We start from the raw sequence: 16,818 nt of genomic DNA, 5'->3' as shown, positions 1-16,818 counted from the left end.
AGTGGCTGGTGAAAAGGTCGGTGGGGGCGGGCGGGGCGGATTTCAGGGTGCCCAGCACCAGGGCGGTGTCGAGTTCGCCGTCGGCGGCCAGGGTGTCGAGCAGCCCCAGCAGGTCGCCGCGGCCGGGCTGATCCAGGCAATCGAAGCGGTCCAGCAGCACGCAGCGCAGCCCGGACTGGGCGGCCAGCGCCAGCCCGATCAGGGCGTCGGTGCGCCAGCGCTCGGACTCGGACAGGAGCCGATAGGCGCGGCCGCCGTAGGTGATGGCCATGTCGCCGGCGATCGCCACCGCCGGCCAGTTGGCCAGGCTGGCCAGGTGAGCGAGACGGTCGTTCATCGGCTGCAGGGCTTCGGCCAGGATTTCGCCGGGGATGCCGTCGGGCGCCAGCGCGTCGCCGATCTTGGCCCAGGCCTGTACCTCACCGTGGTACTGCGCTGCATTGGCGGTGCGCTGTTTCGCGCTGTCGGCGGCTTGCTTGGCGTTCAGTAGCGCCTGCACCCGCTCGTGGACTTCCTTGCGCTGCTCCTTGAGGGCGTTGAGTTGCGCGCGCACGGCTTCGACGTCGGCGGTGTCGATCGCCTCTGGAGCGTTCACGGCTTCCAAGCTGGCTGCGGCTTCTTGGGCGGCGGCGATATCGCGGCGGTCGTTCTCCACGCTGCGCGCCATCAGCTCGCGGGCATCGATGGCCTTCGGCAGCGCGGCCGCGGCTTCGGCGTCGCCGGGGGCGTCGAGCTTCCCGTACTGGGCCTCGTAGCGCTCCAGCACCTCGAGGATCCGCATATCGAGCGGCCCGGGCAGCAGCAGGTTCACCTTCTCGCAGTTGTAGACGTCGTCCAGGCAAATGGCCAGTTCGTGCACCAGCCCCGTCCGCGGGCCGGCGCCGGCGCGCAGCTGGAGCGCTTCGACGTGCGCGACTGCCTTGCCATGCTCGGCAAGGTCGTATTCCAGCTTGCGGTTCAGCTCGGGCAGGCGCGCCGCCTTGGCCTGGCGCGCGGCCAGCTGATCGCGCGCCGCCGCGTAGGCCTCGGCCTTCTGCACCAGCTTGCCCAGCGATTGCGCCGTCGCCTCGATGCGTTCGTCCAGGCCGGCCAGCTCCGCGCCGGTGTTCTCGAGTGCCGCGCGGTCGAACGCGGGCTCGTCGGCCGCCCAGTCCTTGGCCTTGACCTCGCCGTAGGCTTCGCCGGTGACGGTGCGCCAGGCGCCCTTTGCCTGGGTCGCCTGGTCCTTGGCGTACTTTGAGCCAGCAGCGAACCCGGTACGCAGGATGGGCTTGATCTGGGTCACCAGCTCGGCGTTGCATGTCCGGGCCAGCAGGCGGGCGGCGATATCGTCGGGGCGGATCTTCGCGCCGGTCAGCGTGAACAGCAGGCTGCGCCGGTCGTTGGCCTCGGCCTGGGCGAAGCGTTCGGGCGCCAGGACGAAGGGCAGGGCCGGGCTGGTCGGCACCAGGTCCTGGCCATCCGCCACGCCCTTGGGCAGTGTCATCGACACGGCGCCGGCGTCCAGTTCCACGGTCACCGCGCCCAGCTTCGCGCCGTCGCTGACCAGCATGTCGTATTCCTTTTTCAGGTTGACCCGTTCCGGCGCGCCTTGCAGCGCCAGGCGGACGGCTTCGGCGACGGTCGACTTGCCGGCGCCATTCAGGCCCGACACCAGCGCGAGCGGGGTGGGCAACTGCAGGTCCACGGCGCGGGCGCCCTGGAAGTTCTCGACGGTGATACGGTTGATTCGCATGGTTGCTCCTCAGGAGATGGCAAGCAATTCACGGCCACCATCAGGGCGCATGGCCGTCACCACACCGCGCAGCTCGAGGGCTTCGAGAAGCGACGCGGCGCGGTTGTAGCCAATGCGCAGATGGCGCTGAACAAGGGAAATGGACGCGCGGCGGTTCTCGACCACCACGCGGCGGGCTTCTGCCAGCAGCGGGTCGTCGCCGTCGTCGTCGGTGTCGTCGGCGCGCAGGGCCGGGCCGGTGCTGGTGCGGAACATGTCCGCTTGGCGGTCGTCGACGTATTCGCCGCCCAGGGCGTCGACCAGGTCGGCCACCAGGCCGCGCAAGGTGGTCGCCATGAGGAAAAAATCAGCCTCGAATTGCTCGGCTTCCGTCTTGGCGGAGCGTTCGACGTCCATCTGCACGACGTCGGCGGGGACGATGCGTTTCAGCACCAGTTCGTCATCCAGCACGAACGAGATGCGGTCCTGCCACGTCAGGGCGAGGCGAGTGCACTGCATGCCGCTTTGGATGTGGTGGCGCACCTCCGCAGGGTCCAGGGGGCGATTGACGTACTGCACGGCGCCGGCGCCTTCGCCCGCCGCCCGCAGGTCCGCCAGCGTGTCAATGGTGAAGCCTTCCGGCGCCTCATCATCGGCGAGCCAGGCAGTCATCGCGCCAGCCGCCGCCGTGCGCACGGACAGGCGGTCAAGCGCGAAGTGGTCGATGCTCTCGCACAGCAGGGCGACCGCGGCGTCGCGCGGGCCGCTCGAGGCGCTGTCAATTCCCAGGCGGCCGGCGTAGGTGTCGATCCAGACCAGCACGTCGTCCTGCTGCCGGAATGCGGCGGGCAGCATCTGGTCGATCACCTGTTCGCGGATCTCCTTGCGCTGCTTTTTGCCGGGCTTGTAGCCTTGGGCCTCCTCGACCTTCGCCGCGGCCTCCTGGACCAGCAGGTCGATCGCCTTGGCGGGCATCACGCGCGATTCGGTGCGCTGGCGCAACAGCAGATGGCCCTGCACCTCGTGCACGAGCCCGTAGCCCTCGTGGACCGGCGCCCAGCCCGTGGACTCGGCCTGGAGGTCGGTCGTGGGCACGAATTGATGCTGCTCCAGCATGCCGACCAGCTGGGGCAGGGATACGGCCCACCCGCCGGGTAGGCTGTAGACCGAGAGGTTGCGGAACAAAGCCATGTCGGTCACCTGGCCTTATTCGGGCGCCTGGACGCTGCGGCGCCGCGTGCTGCCGCCGCGCTGGGCTGCGGCCGTCATCGAGGTGCGCATCTGCTGGTACAGGTGCGTGAGGCGGTGGCGCTCGTTGTCGTCGGCGATGCTGGGCAGGAAGTCGGCGGCAACGTCCAGGACGTCGATGGTCTTGGCGGCGCGCAACCGCGCTTCTACCTTGGCCGGGTCCAGGGTTTCCTCGTCGGCAGCGCCAGCGCCGGGCAAATCGGCCTGGTCGTCCTGACGCGCGGCACTGGCGCTGGCATTCGTCGTTGTGGTGGGGGCGGATGTCTCCTGCGCCGGATCCCTGGCCTCGGCTTGCGCCTGCGCGGGAGCGGTGTCGACTTGCACAGCCTGTTGCGTGTCCCGGCTTTCCACATCGGTGACGTCGGCGTGCGCGGCCGACGGCTGGCGCTGCGCAGCTGCTGCATTGGCGCGCAGCTCGTCGACGTTCACGCTGATCGTGCCGTCCGGGCCCGCGGTCGCCTCGATGATGTCCTGGGCTTCCTCGACGGTCTGCAGGCCCATCAGCAATTCGGGCGCGTAGAGCTTTCCGAAAAAGCTGGCCGTGCGGTAGCGCAGCATGACCTCGTCCATGGTCTGCCACTTGCTGCCAGTCTTGGTATACCAGCCCTCGCGCACCGCCATTTCAATCGACACGGCGGGCGATTCCAGGCGCTCGCCAGTTTCCTTCTCGATCGCCCAGGCTACGCAGACCTTGTCGACGATTTCGACCTTCTCGACCTTGCTGCGGCGTTCACCGGCTTCCCAGTAGGTCGACTTGTAGTCGATGGCCTTGGGGCCCAGGACCTTGATATCGAAGCGCAGCGGGGAGAACCTTCCGCAGCCGTTGACGGCCGCGATGATCCATTGCGAGGACCAGGACGGGCGGCCCTCGACGATGTAGAGGTTTTGCATGACCATGAGCGGATCGGCGCCCATGCGCTGCGCCATGTTCAGCGCCACAACGGCGTTCGCAAGGGCGTTAGGGTTCTCGCGCGATTCCTTGACGTTGCCGTACTTGTCCAGCTTCTCGATGACCTTGCGGTATTGCGCCGGCACCAGGGTGCTGCTGGCCAGAAGGTTGGCGGCGCGCTGCATCAGTTCGAAGCTCTGCAAGCTGCCGAATCCGGGCGCGACGACAGGCATCTGAGCTTCGGGCGCCGCGCGCAGGCTCTGAACGGTGGTGGTCTGAGTCATAATCAGCGTCCTTGCTTGTGGCTGTTGCGGTAGTCGCGGTACTCCGCGGCGGTGGCGAGCGCGACGGTCTGGCGCTCCTCGGGCTTGGCGTCGCGGTGGTACTGCTCGACCTGGCTGACCAGGAACTGGGCGGGATCCCAGGCCAGGTGCTGGGTCACGACCGACTTGCCGGCCTGATCGGTGCGCCGGACGAACACGTCGCGGCTGACGGGGTGAAGGGACATGCGGGGCTCCTCTGGTTATCGGAAAAGGCAGGACGACCAGCGCGCGCAGTACTTGGGGCTGCACAGGACGCTGGAGGGGTTCGGGGGAAACAGGCCGGTGCGGAACATCGCCGCAGCGTGTTCGAGCAGGCCGGGCTTGTCGGGCTCGCCGACCATCACGCGGCGGGCGTCGAAAATGGGGCTCACGGCCGCGGCCGGCCGGCTGCTGGTGGACAGGGCGATGATTTGCGATCCGACCGTCGTGACCTTCTTGGTGGCCTCGTACATGAGCTGGTAGGTGCCCGTCTGTGCGGCGCGGCCCTGGGTCACTGCCTTTCCGTCGACCAGAACGCGCGTGCCGGTCTTGACGTCGGGCACCACGATGCCGCCCTCGGTCGCAGCCACGCGGGCGCGGTCCATGGTGCCGGTCAGGCGCACGGTCATGCCGTTGCCGCAGTCGATATTGAGCGGGTCCAGCGTCGTCTCGACGTCGATGTACTCGAAGCGGGGCGCGATTTCGGCGCAGTACTTGACCAGCACCACCAGGGCGATGCGCTCGGCTTCGTCGATCGACAGGCCGTCCTGCGCCATATCGACTTCCTGGGCAGGGTTGCGCAGCTCGTCAACCAGGACGCCGGCGGCGTCGTCGGGCGTGCAGGCCGTGCCGTCCAGGCGGGCGCGGTCGAACGCGGCCGTGCCGGCGTGCACGGCGGTGCCCAGCAGCGCGCGCACGCCGGCGGGCTTCTTCATGCCCAGGATGTGCGTGCCTTCCCAGGCGTGCGCGCAGTCGAACAGGCGGCCCCAGCTGGAGGCACGGACGGTGAAAATCTTGGGTTCCATGTCAGCAGCTCCGTTCAGCGGGAGGCGTGGCGTTCGGCGCCGGCCTGGTGGTGGCGCGGGGCGTCGAGCGTGGGGCCCAGCACGCCCGTCATGGCGGCCAGGAAGATCACGCCGCCGACGATGCCGGCTGCGTAGGAAGCCGCGTCCAGGTCGCGGCCCGTGCGGCGCGCGCGGCGCCAGACGAAGCGGAGGCGGCGGATCATGCTTCCCTCGCGTAGTCGGTGTCAGGCACGATCACGACGTCGCCGTGGATGGGGCGCGGCTCGCCGCGCGCAGCCTGGTACAGATGGGACGCCGCGGCGTTGACCGGCAGGCCCTTGGCGTCGGCCGACTGGTCGATGAGCATGGCGTGCTGGCGCTGGCCGAGGCTGACAATCTCGAGGGCGTCGGCGCCGATGAGCTGGCGGACGTCGATCAGCGCGTGCGGGCCGTGCAATTCGGTGTCCGTGCCGTCGGCGCGGACCAGCTTGCGGGTGGGCTTCATTGGCGGGGCTCCAGGGGCAGGCGCTGCCCTGCGCGGATCTGGCGGCTGGGCAGGCAGGTAAAGACGGTGGTGATGTTTCGGGGGAAGATCGCGCGGACGCGCTCGCATTCCGCAGCGGTTTCGAACCGCTCGATGCGCATGACCGGCGGGCGGTCGTGGCCGGCCGGTAAGAAGGCGAACAGCACCCAGATGGTGGCGGCGGTCATTGGCGGGCCTCGCGTGCGAGGCGGCAGACTTCGCCGGCGCGGCCGGCCTGCTGCTCGTTGAACATGCCGAAATGGCAGATGGACGGCGAAATGGCCAGAGCGCGCGCGAGCCAGGCATAGGCGGCGCTCTGCTTGCCTGCATACCGTTCGCCGACCAGCGCCAGGAAATCGGCCTTGGCGACCTTGCGCGCCTGGATAGTCGCCTTGGTGGCCATGATGCCCAGCGGCAGATCCGTGTCCGGGTGCAGGCCCACGTAGGCGCCGCATTGGCTGCAGAGATAGGCGAAAGGCCAGGGGCCGTATTCGCGGCCGTATATCTCCGCGTTCGAAATGAGGCGCACCTGGCCGCCGCAGCAGTGGCACGCCTTGGGCGGCTCGATGCGATCGCGCACGCGCGCCAGCGCGCGCCGGGAAACGTAGGGGAGGGGGGCGGGCGCGGTCAGCTGGGTCTTGCTCCGGCTGCGCGGGTCGACGCCAAGGACTTGGATCGTCATACGGTCGGGCTCCAGGGATCGGTGCGGCGCAGGACGGCCGCGATGAAGTCGATCGCGCGCGCCATGACATAGGCGACGGGAACGAGGATCAGGGCGCCGGTCACGGTTGCACCCCGCGGGCCAGGATCTGGCGCGCGCGCTTGACCAGTTCGGCCTGCAGCTGCTGAACGCCCTCGGCGCCGGCGCGCTGATCGAAGGGCCACTTGCTGATCGCCGCCAGCACCACGCCGCCGGCGGCCTTCGCGGCCAGGTCGCACTGAAACGTCTCCGCCCACCACTCCAAGGACTCGCCGAAGGCGGTAGCGGCGCGGCCGGCGAACAAGTCGCAGAGGACGCTGAGAACGTCGGCGTCAGTCAACTGTGCTTCCGCGCAGGGCAAGCTGGCGGTGTGGTGGTCTGCTGTCGGAGAGGGGGCCGCAGAGCCTCGTAGCTCGGCACGGGATTGGTGCATGACGTTTCCAATACTTAAAGTAGAAGAATTGGAGTGATTCTACATAAAGTAGAATTTACGTCAACAACTAAAAGTAGAGCCGGGGGTGCGCCTAAGCTCCCCGATGTTTGTTGGGGCGAGAAAGAGAAAAGCCCCTTGCGGGGCTTTACGGGAATTAGTCGACCAGGAAGCTCGTCGTGTCTGCGGCGGTAGGCGAGAAATTGCCTTGCCGCTGCATTTGAAGCGAATACGTTATGACGGTCGAGTAGGACAGGTTTCCAGAATAGGTGACCTTGAACAGTTGCGGTGAAGGGTCGTAGGTCACATTCATGTTGCGCAAAAACCTACCGCAGCGACTGCTGAACTCTTCTCCGGTAGCGAACCATGCGTTGTAGCTGCCTCCAGGGATCCCGCGGAAGGTATGGGTGTCGCCGCGCCGTACATAACCGCTGATGACTGTTCGGCCTTGGGCATCCTTGAGCTTGACAATTGCATCTTGGCCGGCCGGAGAGGTAATCCGCAATTCATGTTCGCCCGCCGTGGTCGGGCGTTTGAAGGTCGTTCCTGTGGTGGGAAGGGGAGAGCCGTCCGCGCAAACGCGTTGTAGCGTGTCCGCGTCGGGACCGAGCTGGATGTAGGCGCTATTCACGAAGCCAAAGCCAGCGCTGTGCGAAACAGGAAGCCATCCATTGGTCGCCGGTCCTTCAATCGTGACCGTGTCGAGAAAGCGCAATCGTGCGATCACGTCGAAGTTGGGCCCGGCGCCAGCGCGGACGTTCAATTCTTGCGCCGACACTCGGCCGCGCGGCATGTCTTCCCAAACTGGCACAGCAGGGGCCCGCAGGTCCGGTGCCGGAGTTGTCGTTGCTGCCGGCGGTGCTGCACGTTGATTCGATATGCCAGGCATCGGCGCCGGCGGTGCCGTGGCGAGAGAAGGCGATGTGGCTTTGCCACTTGACCCGCCCTTGTTCGCCATCACGAAGATAAAGAAAAGAATGAGTAGGCCGATACCGTAAATCCAGAAGTCCGACTTCTCGTGGCTGGCCGTAGGAGGTTGCGGTGTCGGTTGAGGGCGCGCAGGCTTTGTAGCCGGTCGCGGCGAGTTCGGAGGTGCCTGGTGTTGCGGCTGGGCCTGTGCTCGCTGCGCTTGCTCACGCGCTTGCATTTCGCGCTTGGCTATCCAGGCGTCATGAGCGGCGCGGCGGGCGGGGTCGGATAGCTCGGCATATGCCTCGTTGATGAGACGCATGGCGTTCGCCGCGGCCGGGTCTCCGCCGTGCTTGTCGGGATGGTATTGCTGCGACAGGGCCTTATAAGCCGCTCGGATGACAAAATCAGGAGCGTTGCGGGCTACTTTGAGATTGTCATAGTGGGTGTGAAGTTTGGTTCCCATTCTGTTTGCGCCGCGGTCAAGCCAAGAAAAAAGTAAGCCGCACAATGCTACAGAAATAGCTTTTCGTTACTTGGCGGGGAAAATTTTCGGCCGAATCTTGCATACACCACATTATCAACGACAGATAGGATGGTATGCACGGCAGCTTCCGCTAGGCATCCTCTGTGCCAGTGCGATTGCTAGCTCGCTTGCGTGCCGATGAGTTGCGCGCCGCCTTGTCGATTCGTAGCTCGATGATGCTCTCGATGTCATCCTTTGCATCGTCGTCCAGAGCTGCATAGTCTTCAGGGAGTATGCGGAGAAATGGATAAAAGCCGCTGCCGGCGCGTCTTTCGCTCTTGGGGCTGCTGGGCTTCGAGGGGGGCGAGGGAGTTTCGCTGTCCGAGCCGTACTGCAGAAAGCTCGGGCTCACACCAAGAATTCCCGCCAGTTGGCCCATCTTCTCTGGCCGTGGCATTGCTTGGCCGAGCGTGTAGCGTCGGACCATTTCATACGTAATGCGCACACCGGCCCGCTTCAGAGCATCAACGATGCCCTGAACTTCCCATTGGCCTTTTGCCATTGCATCTTTCATGCGGACGGCAAACTCCGGATACCGGATGGGCAGCTTGTTGCTTTCTACCATAGGTAGAAATCTAACAGTCAGCATGCGCGCAGTCATTTCTATTTTAGGTAGTTGGAAACTTCTACTTTAAGTTGTACGATTGCGGCATGGACCAAAAAGCACACATCGCCGAAGCAATCAGCCTGGCCGGTGGCCTCAGCGCCGTAGCGAAGCGCGCCAAACCCAAAATGCTTACACCGTGGGCCGTATCCAAATGGGTGGATAGCCTCCCTCCCGGGCGGGCGTTGTTCCTCGCAGAACTGACGGGCTGGAAGAAGACACCACATCAGTTGTGTCCGACCTTGTACCCATATCCGACTGATGGCCTGCCTCCTGACGTCGTGGCTCGCTTGTCGGAAGTTGGCAACCCGTGCCTGGCCGCTCGTACGAACCTTGCCGAGGGGGTGGAGCATGTCTAAGCGCGATTCAACGCCCCAACTCCCCAGCACATCCGAGGCCTCGACGATGGTCCGCCGCCACATTTTGGCCGGGAGCAAGAAAAATGCCGTGCATAACGCCCGCATCCGCGCCAAGGCGGTCGAATTCTCGCTGCACCTCGCGGTGACACGCCGTGCGGGCGCCAACACGCCGCTGGACGCGGCCGGCATCCTCAAGGACGCGCAGGTTTTCCTAGGTTTTTTGCAGGGGCGGCAACCGACGCGGCGCCGGCTGTCCGCCTTTAGGCGAGATGCCTTGCATGTGGGCGAGCTAACTTGGCGCGACATGGTCGAAAGGGCTACTTCCCGTCTGGCTCGGGAACGCCGGGAAAGCCAGCCAGACATGTCTAACGCCGCCACGCGTTTCATCCGTGCGATGCGCCAGTACGACGCGGCCACGTTTGCACGCCTCGCGGGGCAAGTCGAGGCAGCGATCGAGAAGGAGCGGCGCAGTCGGGCGCTCAGTCCGAAAGGAAGCCAGCTGGCAGCCGGTCGTCCGAATCGAACACTGCTATCAGTAACTCCGGTCGCACCGATACCGCAGGCGATTGGCCGTCCTCTCCCAGCACAAGGCGGACCAGACCATAGTCCGTGGCCCCGACCTGTGTGCACTTCACCTGCAGCGCCGCTGGCCGGCCCGTCGTTTCCGGGTAAAGCTGCAGTGGATTTTTGCCAAGCAGCGTCGCCGCTGCCGCGAGCATTCGGTGCGTCAACGTCTCCGGGTGAAGCATGACGACTATTTCCTTGCTCATCGAGAGTTCCCCCAACGTAGGAAAGGGCGGTGTAGGAGCCTCCGATTCTACGTTGCGTGGGAACCCCGTGCGGGGAGGGCGCCATGGCTGATTTGCCCACGCGCACGTCCTTGGAATGCGCTCGCCCGGACGCACCCGTCCAGCTCGGGCCGAACGACGCCGCGCTGGCGCTCGATCGCACTGTCGCTGAGGTGGTTTTCGGCATCCCGGCAGAAACCCTTGAATCCTGGCCCTTCGAGCTGCCGCGCTTCTCCACCGACCGGCATGCCGTGGGGGTAGCGTTGGCGCGCGTGCACACATTGTTGGATGGGCCGACGCATCTGCAGCGGGCGCTCGCCGACGAACTTGACCAGTGCCTTCCGCCTGGCGACCGCTCCCATTTCGCCGTTCTGACGGTGCTGACTGCCGCCGCGATGTGCCGCGCAGCTATCAGGGCGGCTCGTGAATGCGCTGCCGTGAGTGCTGCGCCCGGACCGAACGTTCCTTTTCCGCCTTCCCCTTGAGCTGACTGCATGCCGGCATTGTGCCCGCCGCAGCGCGCCAGGCCCAGCCGAGCAATATCCGATAGGTAACCCATGAGCAACCCGACCCTGCATACCCTGGAATCCCGCCCCGCCGACACCTCTACCGGTGGCAAGTGCACCGAACGGCTGGACGTGCCCTGCACCAGTGACCTCTACGACGCGATCGCGGCCCTGGCCACGATGAGCGGCAAGACCAAGGCCGAGTACGCGCGCGCTGTGCTGGAACAGCATGCGTTCGGCGCGATCGGATACGTGCGCGCACGCGCCAACACGGTCGCATGACGCCATGGCGAAATCGAGAATCAACCATTTCGGCGTCTTTTCCGGGTCGGGCATCGGCGCGGCCGGCATGCAGGACGCAAAGCCCGCCATCCCTGGCCTTGAGGGCGAGATGGTCTGCCTGGGCGGGATCGACGTGGATCCGGCCGGCGCGGCCGACTTCGAGAAATTCACGGGCGTGCGCTGCACGGTGCGGGACATGTTCAGCCGCAACCAGTACATCGCATTCCACGGCCACGAGCCCCCGTCAGGTTGGGTCGAGGCCATGCCGGCGGACGTCCGCGCCGCCGCGGGCGGGCATCGGCCGCACATCCTTTTCCTGTCCGCGCCGTGCAAGGGCTTTTCGGGGCTGCTGTCGCACGCGCGCAGCCTCACGGCCAAGTACCAGGCGCTCAACGAACTCACGCTGCGCGGCATCTGGCTGTGCCTGGAGGCCTGGAAGGACGACCCGGTCGAGGTCATCCTGTTCGAGAACGTGCCGCGTATCGCCACGCGCGGGCGCCACTTCCTGGACCAGATCGTCCAGCTGCTGCGCCACTATGGCTATGTCGTGCGCGAAACCGCCCACGACTGCGGCGAACTGGGCGGTCTGGCCCAAAGCCGCAAGCGCTTCTTGCTGATCGCGCGCCACGCCGAGAAGGTGCCGGCGTTCATCTACGAGCCGCCGAAGCGCCCGCTGCGGGCCGTGGGCGAGATCCTCGGCCGTATGCACCTGCCGGGCGACCTGCGCGCCGGCCCGATGCACCGCATCCCGAACCTGAGCTGGAAAACCTGGGTGCGCCTGGCGTTCGTGGAAGCCGGCAGCGACTGGCGCAGCCTGAACCGCCTGGCCGTGCAGGACGGCTACCTGCGGGACTTCCTGCTGGTGCCGGAGATGCGCCGATGCGCCCTGGGCGTGCATTCGATGCAAGACAGCACCGGCGTGGTGGCTGGACGCAGCCATCCGCTGAATGGCGCCTTCTCGGTGGCCGATCCGCGTTTCGATCCGTCAGCGGCGTGGAAGGACGGCCAGGCCTACGGCGTGCGCCGCTGGGACGCGTCGACCGGTGCGATCGCCGGCCAACAAGGTCCGGGGCAGGGCGCTTACAGCGTCGCTGACCCGCGCCACCACGGCCCGGCCAAGCACAGCAACGAGTTCCGCATCATCCGCTATGACGCCGCGGCGCGCGCCGTCACAGGCGCCCACGGCACCGGGCAATGCGTGGCGGACCCGCGCGGCTCGGAGGGGCACAGCAAATATGCGGTCACCGGGTGGGACGGCGCCAGCAGGACTGTCATTTCCGGCAGCACCACCGGCCAGGGAGCCTTTGCGGTCGCGGATCCGCGGCCCGGCTTGGCCCGCGAGCGTGGCGACCATTACCTAACCGCTGGGCATTACGGCGTGGCCGCCTGGGACAAGCACGTCGGCGCCGTGTCGGCGTCGGCGTGCCACGACAACGGCTCATGGTCGATCGCGGACCCGCGATATGTTCCGGCTGGCGCTGCGGCACACGGGGGCGAATGGAACGCTGGAACACATTCTGGCGGCGATGTTCCAGGACATGTTCCAGTACTGCCCGCGGCGAACGACAAGCTGGTGTGCCGCATCGTCGCCGAGGATGGCACCTGGCACCGGCCGTTCACAACGCTCGAGCTGGCGGCCCTGCAGAGCATCTACGACCCCGACGACTACGCCGAGGCCGAGGAGCGCGGCGAGGTGTTCCTGATGGACGGCACTTCCGACAGCGCCCACCGGGAGCGCATCGGCAACGCCGTGCCGCGCAAGGCGGCCAAGGCCATGGCCGAGGAGATCGGCCGGGCCATCCTGCTGTCGCGCGCCGGCGAGTCGTTCCAACTGTCGAGTACCCCCATCTGGGTGCGGCCGATTGCGACGGCGCTGGCCGTGCGGGGCGGGGAGGGCGCATGACTCTGTCGATCATCCAACCGAAGCGCCCCAAAGGGGCTGGCTGGACGGAGGTGCCCCGCAACGCCATCCCGGCGCAGATCCTGGCATTTGGCTTTCCCATCGCCGCCTGGTTGCATGAGGCCAGCGGCCTTTATGTGCTGTCCGCCGTCGAGGTGGCTGTCCCCGAACCCGGCGAGCCCGAGCTGGGGCCCGAATACCACCTGAGCGTCAGCCTCAGCGGCGAGCGTTGCTCCGCCGCGGATGCGGCCTGGGTGCTGGACGAGTTCGATCTGATCGACGCGAAAGAGGACAACCACGTTCCTTCTGGCCGCGTGCGAAATTTCTGGCGGCCTGTCGCTGATCGCTGGGCGGGCTACGAATGTCCGTGCCAGGAGAACGAGCCGGCCATGCGCGAGGACAAGGGCGATTTCGTTTGGCGCGGGGTGACGACATGACCTGGTCAGAGCATGCCATCGCCCGCGCGCTGGTGCGGCAGACGTTCAACCGAAAATACCTGGTGGTGGTGCCGAACTGCAATTGGACCGGCCACGAATGCGATCTGTTGGTGGTGACGGAGAACCTGCGCATCATCGACGTCGAAATCAAGATCAGCCGGGCTGACCTGAAAGCTGACGCCAAGAAGGAAAAGTGGTGGCACCGCGAACACCTTGGCTACTGGCCCACCGTGTCGGAGCTGCGCCATAGCCCGAGGATGAACGAGCTGCGCCTCGAACGCGAGTACCGGCGCGCCCGATACAAGAGCACACCGAAGGACTGGCCACGCAAGGTCTGGAAGCACTACTACGCGTTGCCCAAGGAGATCTGGACCCCGGATCTGCTGGCGGCGCTTCCGAGCTGCCAGAGCGGCGTCCTGCTGCTGGACCGCGACGGCTACCCGCGTCCAGTCGGCCAAGCCATGCGCGTGGAGTGCGTGCGCCGTGCGGCGCCGAATCGCGATGCTCCGGCGATCAGTCCGGCCGCAGCGGTCGATATCGCGCGCCTGGCAAGTCTGCGGATGTGGGATGCCTTTGCGCGCCTCGAGCATAGGGAGGCCTCATGACAAAGCCCAGGCCCTATCCGGCGGACACGCGCGCCAAGGGCTGGCGGTTCGAGCTGGACCACGAACGGATTCGCCAGTCGGACACCTGGGCCCTTGCGGCGCCCGAGATCCGCCCGTGGCTGCTCATGCTGTGGATGACCGCCTGGGAGCAAACCCCTTGCGGCAGTCTGCCTCAAGACGATGAATTGATCGCGGCGCGCATCGGCATGCCTCTTGACCAATTCCAGGCGAGCAAGGCGCGCCTCATGCGCGGCTGGTGGCTGGCGGACGATGGTCGGCTGTACCACGACACGCTGGCCGAACGCGTCCTGGAGATGATTGAGCGACGCGATGGCGAACGCAACCGCAAGGCCGAATACCGCGAGAGAAAGAAGGCCGAGCGCGCTGCGGCCCAGACCGGAAACAGTCCCGGATCGTCCGCTGGTAGTCCTGAATTGTCCCGCGGGACAGGCGCGGGACTCCCGGGGGATTCCGGCGGGAGTGACGCTACCGGAACCGGAACCGGAACCAGTAATAGAAAAGATATAGCAGCGGCGGCTTTACATCCTCCCGCGCGCGAACCTGCGGACGACCTGCCGCCGCCGCTGGTGCTGGAGGGCAAACCGCCGTCCGAAAAGGCCATGGCCATCGCGGTCTGGCTGCGTCAGCAGGAGAAGGACCGCGGCAAGCCGCCCCGCGGGGCGCAGAGCAACGACCCTCGCATCGTCCGCTGGGTGCAGGCCGGCGTCTCCAGCCTGCAGCTGGTCGAGGCGTATGGGCTGGCCGTGGCGGACCGCGATGCGAACGGCGATCAGGGGACGATCACGGCTGGGTTTCTCGACGTGTTCGTCGACAAGGTCGTGAACCCGCCCGCGGCCGCCAGCAGGCTGGACGGCAAGCGCCCCGCTACCGCGAAGGCTGCCGACCCGCTCGCCTGGGTGACCAGCGCCAGCGGCATCACCGAGCAGGGCGCCAAGCTGGGCCTGACCCAGGGCGATGCCGAGCCGTTCTGGCAGTTCAAGGACCGAGTGATCGCGCGTGCCGGCCTGACCGACGACGACAAAGCGCGGCTGCGTGCCGACTACGGGGTGAATCTGTGAACACGGCCGTCCAGTGCGTCTACTGCGAGCGCTTCACGCTGCGCCACCCGCACACCGCCATGGCCGCGCAAGGCCTGGGCCGCTGCGCGCTCATGACCGACCGTCCCGGCAGCTTCGTCAGCCCGTTGTGGCGCCGCAGCTGCGCGACCTATCAACCTGCGCCGGCGGCCAAGGCCGAGGCGCGCATCGAATGGCTGCGCGACCTGCGCAGCGAGGGAGCCTGATGACCATCCAATCCCACATCCTGGTGCTGCCGTACCCGATCAGCGCGAACCGCTACTGGTCCAGCCGCCTGGTAAAGCCAAAGGGCAAGCCGGCGTTCACCAGCACCTACGTCACGCCCGAGGCGAAGGCCTACAAGGCGCAGGTGCTGGCGCTGGCGCGCAAGGCCGGCTTCGCCCGGCCGATCACCGGCCGCGTCAAGGTCGAATTCACCCTGTTCCCGAATCGTCCGCAGGACTGGCAGAAGCGCATGCGCAAAGATGGCACCGCCTGGGACGACACCGTGCAGTGCCTGGACCTGGACAACGCCCAGAAGGTCGTCCTGGACAGCCTCAAGGACGTGGTTTTCGAAGACGACCGCTGGGTGCGCGAGATCCACGCGCGGCGCGCTGAACCGGACGAGCATGGCGCGCGGCTGGTGGCGGTCGTTACGCCGCTGCACACCTACGACCCGCAGTCCGTGCTGTTCGGCCTGGAGACTGCCGCATGAAGATCAGCGATCGCAACCTGGAAATCACTCGCCGGCGCGAGGCTGGTGAACCCAGCGCCGAGCTGGCGCGCGCCTACGGCATCTCGCCCGAGCGCGTGTGGCAGATCGTCACCACGGTTCAGCGCCACCAGCGTGGCGAGCCGCCCAAGCAGCGCCGGCGATACCCGGTCAGCACCGGGGCGCCGACGCGGCCCGTGGTGCGCCCGCGGCTGCGCCTTTGGCCCGATCGGCCGGCTGGCTCCGAGTGGTACGAGTGCGTCGGCGCCGGCCGCATAGGGGTGGGGGCCACGAAGCTGGAAGCCTATGCGCGCTGGCAATCTGCGGGGCCCGTCGCCACCAGCACCACCGACGCCAGCACCCCGACCCGCACGGCCGACTGCGTCCCGGTAGAGCGGCAGCCGGATCCGACACCAGCGCAACCCGCGCTCACGCCGGTTCACGCCAGCCAGGTGCAGGTGCTGCCCGGCGTCACCACTCGCAAGCCCCTGTGCATGACCGCGATGCTGGGCTTGAACGCCGAACGCATCGGCGCCCAGCCGCCCATGCACTCGATGCACGGCGGCAGCCGCGCGCGCACCGGTGGGTTCCATGACCAGGAATGATCAGCTGGCCGGGGCGGCCGGCGTACAGAATTTTCACGATTGCCAGGAGCGCACAGTGTCCGAACCGCTTTTCAAGGGTGCCCACCAGGCGCTCACCTACGCCTTCAACTACTCCGCCGGCACCTTGGACCGGCCGGCCATGGTGAAAATGGCCGATCGCACGCCGCGCACCGGTCGCGGCCTGGCCGGCGTCGACGGCGCGGCCCAGGCCGGATTCATCCTGCGCGAGCTGCAGGCGCTGGCGCCGCTGCACCAGCGCATCCTCGAGGCGCGGTTTCTGCCGCAGACGACGCCATGCCCGTGCTGCCGTAGCAGCGTGTGGGACCAGGACTGGTTCGCCGCGGTGCGCGCGGTGTCCGACGGCGTCATGGCCAGCGGCATCCTATCCGGGCACATCGTGCACCGCGCCGTCCGCGACGGCATCGTCGCCCGGTACTTCGCCGCGAAGGCGAACCGCGGCCGCGTGATGCTCTCCGACCTGGCCGTGCACGCTGGCGTCAGCGATCGCACCGTCACGGATCAGAACGGAAAAATCACCATCTGGCTGCGCGGCTCGCGCGTAGTGCGCAAAGGCGCCGGGGTGGTCGAGGAGGGCAAGAAGGGCGAGGAAGCCCGCGCCATGGAACTGGCGGAATCCCTGCTGCGGGGGGCTGGCATCGTGGGGGCGCAGGAGGCCGTTGCTTGACATTTGCGGATTGC

Annotated in this window: 24 protein-coding genes; 11 read left to right on the top strand and 13 right to left on the bottom strand. The window is 66.9% G+C overall.

The features are described 5' to 3' along the window. From DK459_RS12010 to DK459_RS11955, 12 genes are all read right to left on the bottom strand, one after another. On the bottom strand, positions 1-1,735 hold a 1,735-nt coding region (locus tag DK459_RS12010), incomplete at its 3' end, for an AAA family ATPase (protein WP_110134881.1). A gap of 9 nt (positions 1,736-1,744) precedes the next feature. After that, positions 1,745-2,905: a recombination-associated protein RdgC gene (rdgC, locus tag DK459_RS30985; RefSeq protein WP_146221897.1), complete on the bottom strand. Its 1,161-nt coding sequence runs from the start codon at positions 2,903-2,905 to the stop codon at positions 1,745-1,747. Between the two features lie 15 nt (positions 2,906-2,920). Beyond that, a complete protein-coding gene (locus DK459_RS12000) occupies positions 2,921-4,135 on the bottom strand; it encodes a hypothetical protein (protein WP_199234282.1) in 1,215 nt (404 codons plus the stop codon). Between the two features lie 2 nt (positions 4,136-4,137). Further along, on the bottom strand, positions 4,138-4,359 hold the full coding sequence (locus tag DK459_RS11995; protein ID WP_024069295.1) for a hypothetical protein: 222 nt from the start codon (positions 4,357-4,359) through the stop codon (positions 4,138-4,140). Positions 4,360-4,374: 15 nt separating this feature from the next. Then, the gene (locus tag DK459_RS11990) at positions 4,375-5,178 is read right to left on the bottom strand and encodes a PD-(D/E)XK nuclease family protein (protein ID WP_110134774.1); all 804 of its coding nucleotides are present in this window, start codon (positions 5,176-5,178) and stop codon (positions 4,375-4,377) included. A gap of 14 nt (positions 5,179-5,192) precedes the next feature. Beyond that, positions 5,193-5,381: a hypothetical protein gene (locus tag DK459_RS11985; RefSeq protein ID WP_110134773.1), complete on the bottom strand. Its 189-nt coding sequence runs from the start codon at positions 5,379-5,381 to the stop codon at positions 5,193-5,195. Next, positions 5,378-5,662, bottom strand: coding sequence for a hypothetical protein (locus tag DK459_RS11980; protein ID WP_024069292.1), 285 nt, complete (start codon positions 5,660-5,662; stop codon positions 5,378-5,380). The genes DK459_RS11985 and DK459_RS11980 overlap by 4 nt, the downstream gene beginning before the upstream one ends. Next, positions 5,659-5,868, bottom strand: coding sequence for a hypothetical protein (locus DK459_RS11975; protein ID WP_060721041.1), 210 nt, complete (start codon positions 5,866-5,868; stop codon positions 5,659-5,661). Before DK459_RS11975 ends, DK459_RS11980 begins: the two co-directional genes overlap by 4 nt. Continuing rightward, on the bottom strand, positions 5,865-6,362 hold the full coding sequence (locus tag DK459_RS11970; RefSeq protein ID WP_110134772.1) for a zinc-finger-containing protein: 498 nt from the start codon (positions 6,360-6,362) through the stop codon (positions 5,865-5,867). The genes DK459_RS11975 and DK459_RS11970 overlap by 4 nt, the downstream gene beginning before the upstream one ends. A gap of 100 nt (positions 6,363-6,462) precedes the next feature. Continuing rightward, positions 6,463-6,720, bottom strand: a complete 258-nt coding sequence (locus DK459_RS11965; RefSeq protein WP_110134771.1) for a hypothetical protein — start codon at positions 6,718-6,720, stop codon at positions 6,463-6,465. Between the two features lie 247 nt (positions 6,721-6,967). Beyond that, positions 6,968-8,185, bottom strand: coding sequence for a J domain-containing protein (locus tag DK459_RS11960; RefSeq protein WP_110134770.1), 1,218 nt, complete (start codon positions 8,183-8,185; stop codon positions 6,968-6,970). Between the two features lie 151 nt (positions 8,186-8,336). Further along, positions 8,337-8,810 carry a hypothetical protein gene (locus tag DK459_RS11955; RefSeq protein WP_146221896.1) on the bottom strand — a complete coding sequence of 158 codons (474 nt, stop codon included), beginning with the start codon at positions 8,808-8,810 and terminating at the stop codon, positions 8,337-8,339. A gap of 86 nt (positions 8,811-8,896) precedes the next feature. Here DK459_RS11955 and DK459_RS30410 point away from each other — a divergent pair, with 86 nt between their 5' ends. Then, complete coding sequence (locus DK459_RS30410) at positions 8,897-9,208, top strand: hypothetical protein (protein ID WP_131727101.1); 312 nt, start codon at positions 8,897-8,899, stop codon at positions 9,206-9,208. A 479-nt stretch (positions 9,209-9,687) separates the two neighbouring features. Here the strand turns inward: DK459_RS30410 and DK459_RS11950 are convergent, their stop codons facing one another. Further along, entirely contained in the window at positions 9,688-9,978 is a 291-nt protein-coding gene (locus DK459_RS11950) for a hypothetical protein (protein ID WP_131728304.1), read from the bottom strand. Positions 9,979-10,061: 83 nt separating this feature from the next. On the opposite strand from DK459_RS11950, the gene DK459_RS11945 reads away from it, so the two are divergent. From DK459_RS11945 to DK459_RS11900, 10 genes are all read left to right on the top strand, one after another. Further along, positions 10,062-10,481 (top strand): hypothetical protein, encoded by a 420-nt coding sequence (locus tag DK459_RS11945; protein WP_146221895.1) that lies wholly within the window; start codon positions 10,062-10,064, stop codon positions 10,479-10,481. Positions 10,482-10,553: 72 nt separating this feature from the next. After that, positions 10,554-10,784, top strand: coding sequence for a hypothetical protein (locus tag DK459_RS11940; RefSeq protein WP_110134767.1), 231 nt, complete (start codon positions 10,554-10,556; stop codon positions 10,782-10,784). Between the two features lie 4 nt (positions 10,785-10,788). Continuing rightward, on the top strand, positions 10,789-12,687 hold the full coding sequence (locus DK459_RS11935; protein ID WP_110134766.1) for a DNA cytosine methyltransferase: 1,899 nt from the start codon (positions 10,789-10,791) through the stop codon (positions 12,685-12,687). Next, positions 12,684-13,121, top strand: a complete 438-nt coding sequence (locus tag DK459_RS11930; RefSeq protein WP_060721033.1) for a hypothetical protein — start codon at positions 12,684-12,686, stop codon at positions 13,119-13,121. Before DK459_RS11935 ends, DK459_RS11930 begins: the two co-directional genes overlap by 4 nt. Continuing rightward, positions 13,118-13,726 carry a hypothetical protein gene (locus DK459_RS11925; RefSeq protein WP_110134765.1) on the top strand — a complete coding sequence of 203 codons (609 nt, stop codon included), beginning with the start codon at positions 13,118-13,120 and terminating at the stop codon, positions 13,724-13,726. The genes DK459_RS11930 and DK459_RS11925 overlap by 4 nt, the downstream gene beginning before the upstream one ends. Then, positions 13,723-14,805, top strand: coding sequence for a DUF1376 domain-containing protein (locus DK459_RS11920; RefSeq protein WP_110134764.1), 1,083 nt, complete (start codon positions 13,723-13,725; stop codon positions 14,803-14,805). Before DK459_RS11925 ends, DK459_RS11920 begins: the two co-directional genes overlap by 4 nt. Next, complete coding sequence (locus tag DK459_RS11915; protein ID WP_110134763.1) at positions 14,802-15,029, top strand: hypothetical protein; 228 nt, start codon at positions 14,802-14,804, stop codon at positions 15,027-15,029. The genes DK459_RS11920 and DK459_RS11915 overlap by 4 nt, the downstream gene beginning before the upstream one ends. Beyond that, complete coding sequence (locus DK459_RS11910; RefSeq protein ID WP_199234281.1) at positions 15,029-15,517, top strand: RusA family crossover junction endodeoxyribonuclease; 489 nt, start codon at positions 15,029-15,031, stop codon at positions 15,515-15,517. Before DK459_RS11915 ends, DK459_RS11910 begins: the two co-directional genes overlap by 1 nt. Next, positions 15,514-16,119, top strand: a complete 606-nt coding sequence (locus DK459_RS11905; RefSeq protein ID WP_110134762.1) for a hypothetical protein — start codon at positions 15,514-15,516, stop codon at positions 16,117-16,119. Before DK459_RS11910 ends, DK459_RS11905 begins: the two co-directional genes overlap by 4 nt. Beyond that, positions 16,106-16,804 carry a hypothetical protein gene (locus DK459_RS11900; protein ID WP_146221894.1) on the top strand — a complete coding sequence of 233 codons (699 nt, stop codon included), beginning with the start codon at positions 16,106-16,108 and terminating at the stop codon, positions 16,802-16,804. The genes DK459_RS11905 and DK459_RS11900 overlap by 14 nt, the downstream gene beginning before the upstream one ends. The last annotated feature ends 14 nt before the right edge of the window (positions 16,805-16,818 follow it).

The sequence above is a fragment of the Achromobacter sp. RW408 genome, from assembly GCF_003184165.1.
In the GTDB taxonomy this organism is placed as follows: Bacteria; Pseudomonadota; Gammaproteobacteria; order Burkholderiales; family Burkholderiaceae_B; genus Achromobacter; species Achromobacter xylosoxidans.
Note: the sequence above shows the minus strand (reverse complement) of the source record. Positions and strands in the feature narration are given on the sequence as shown.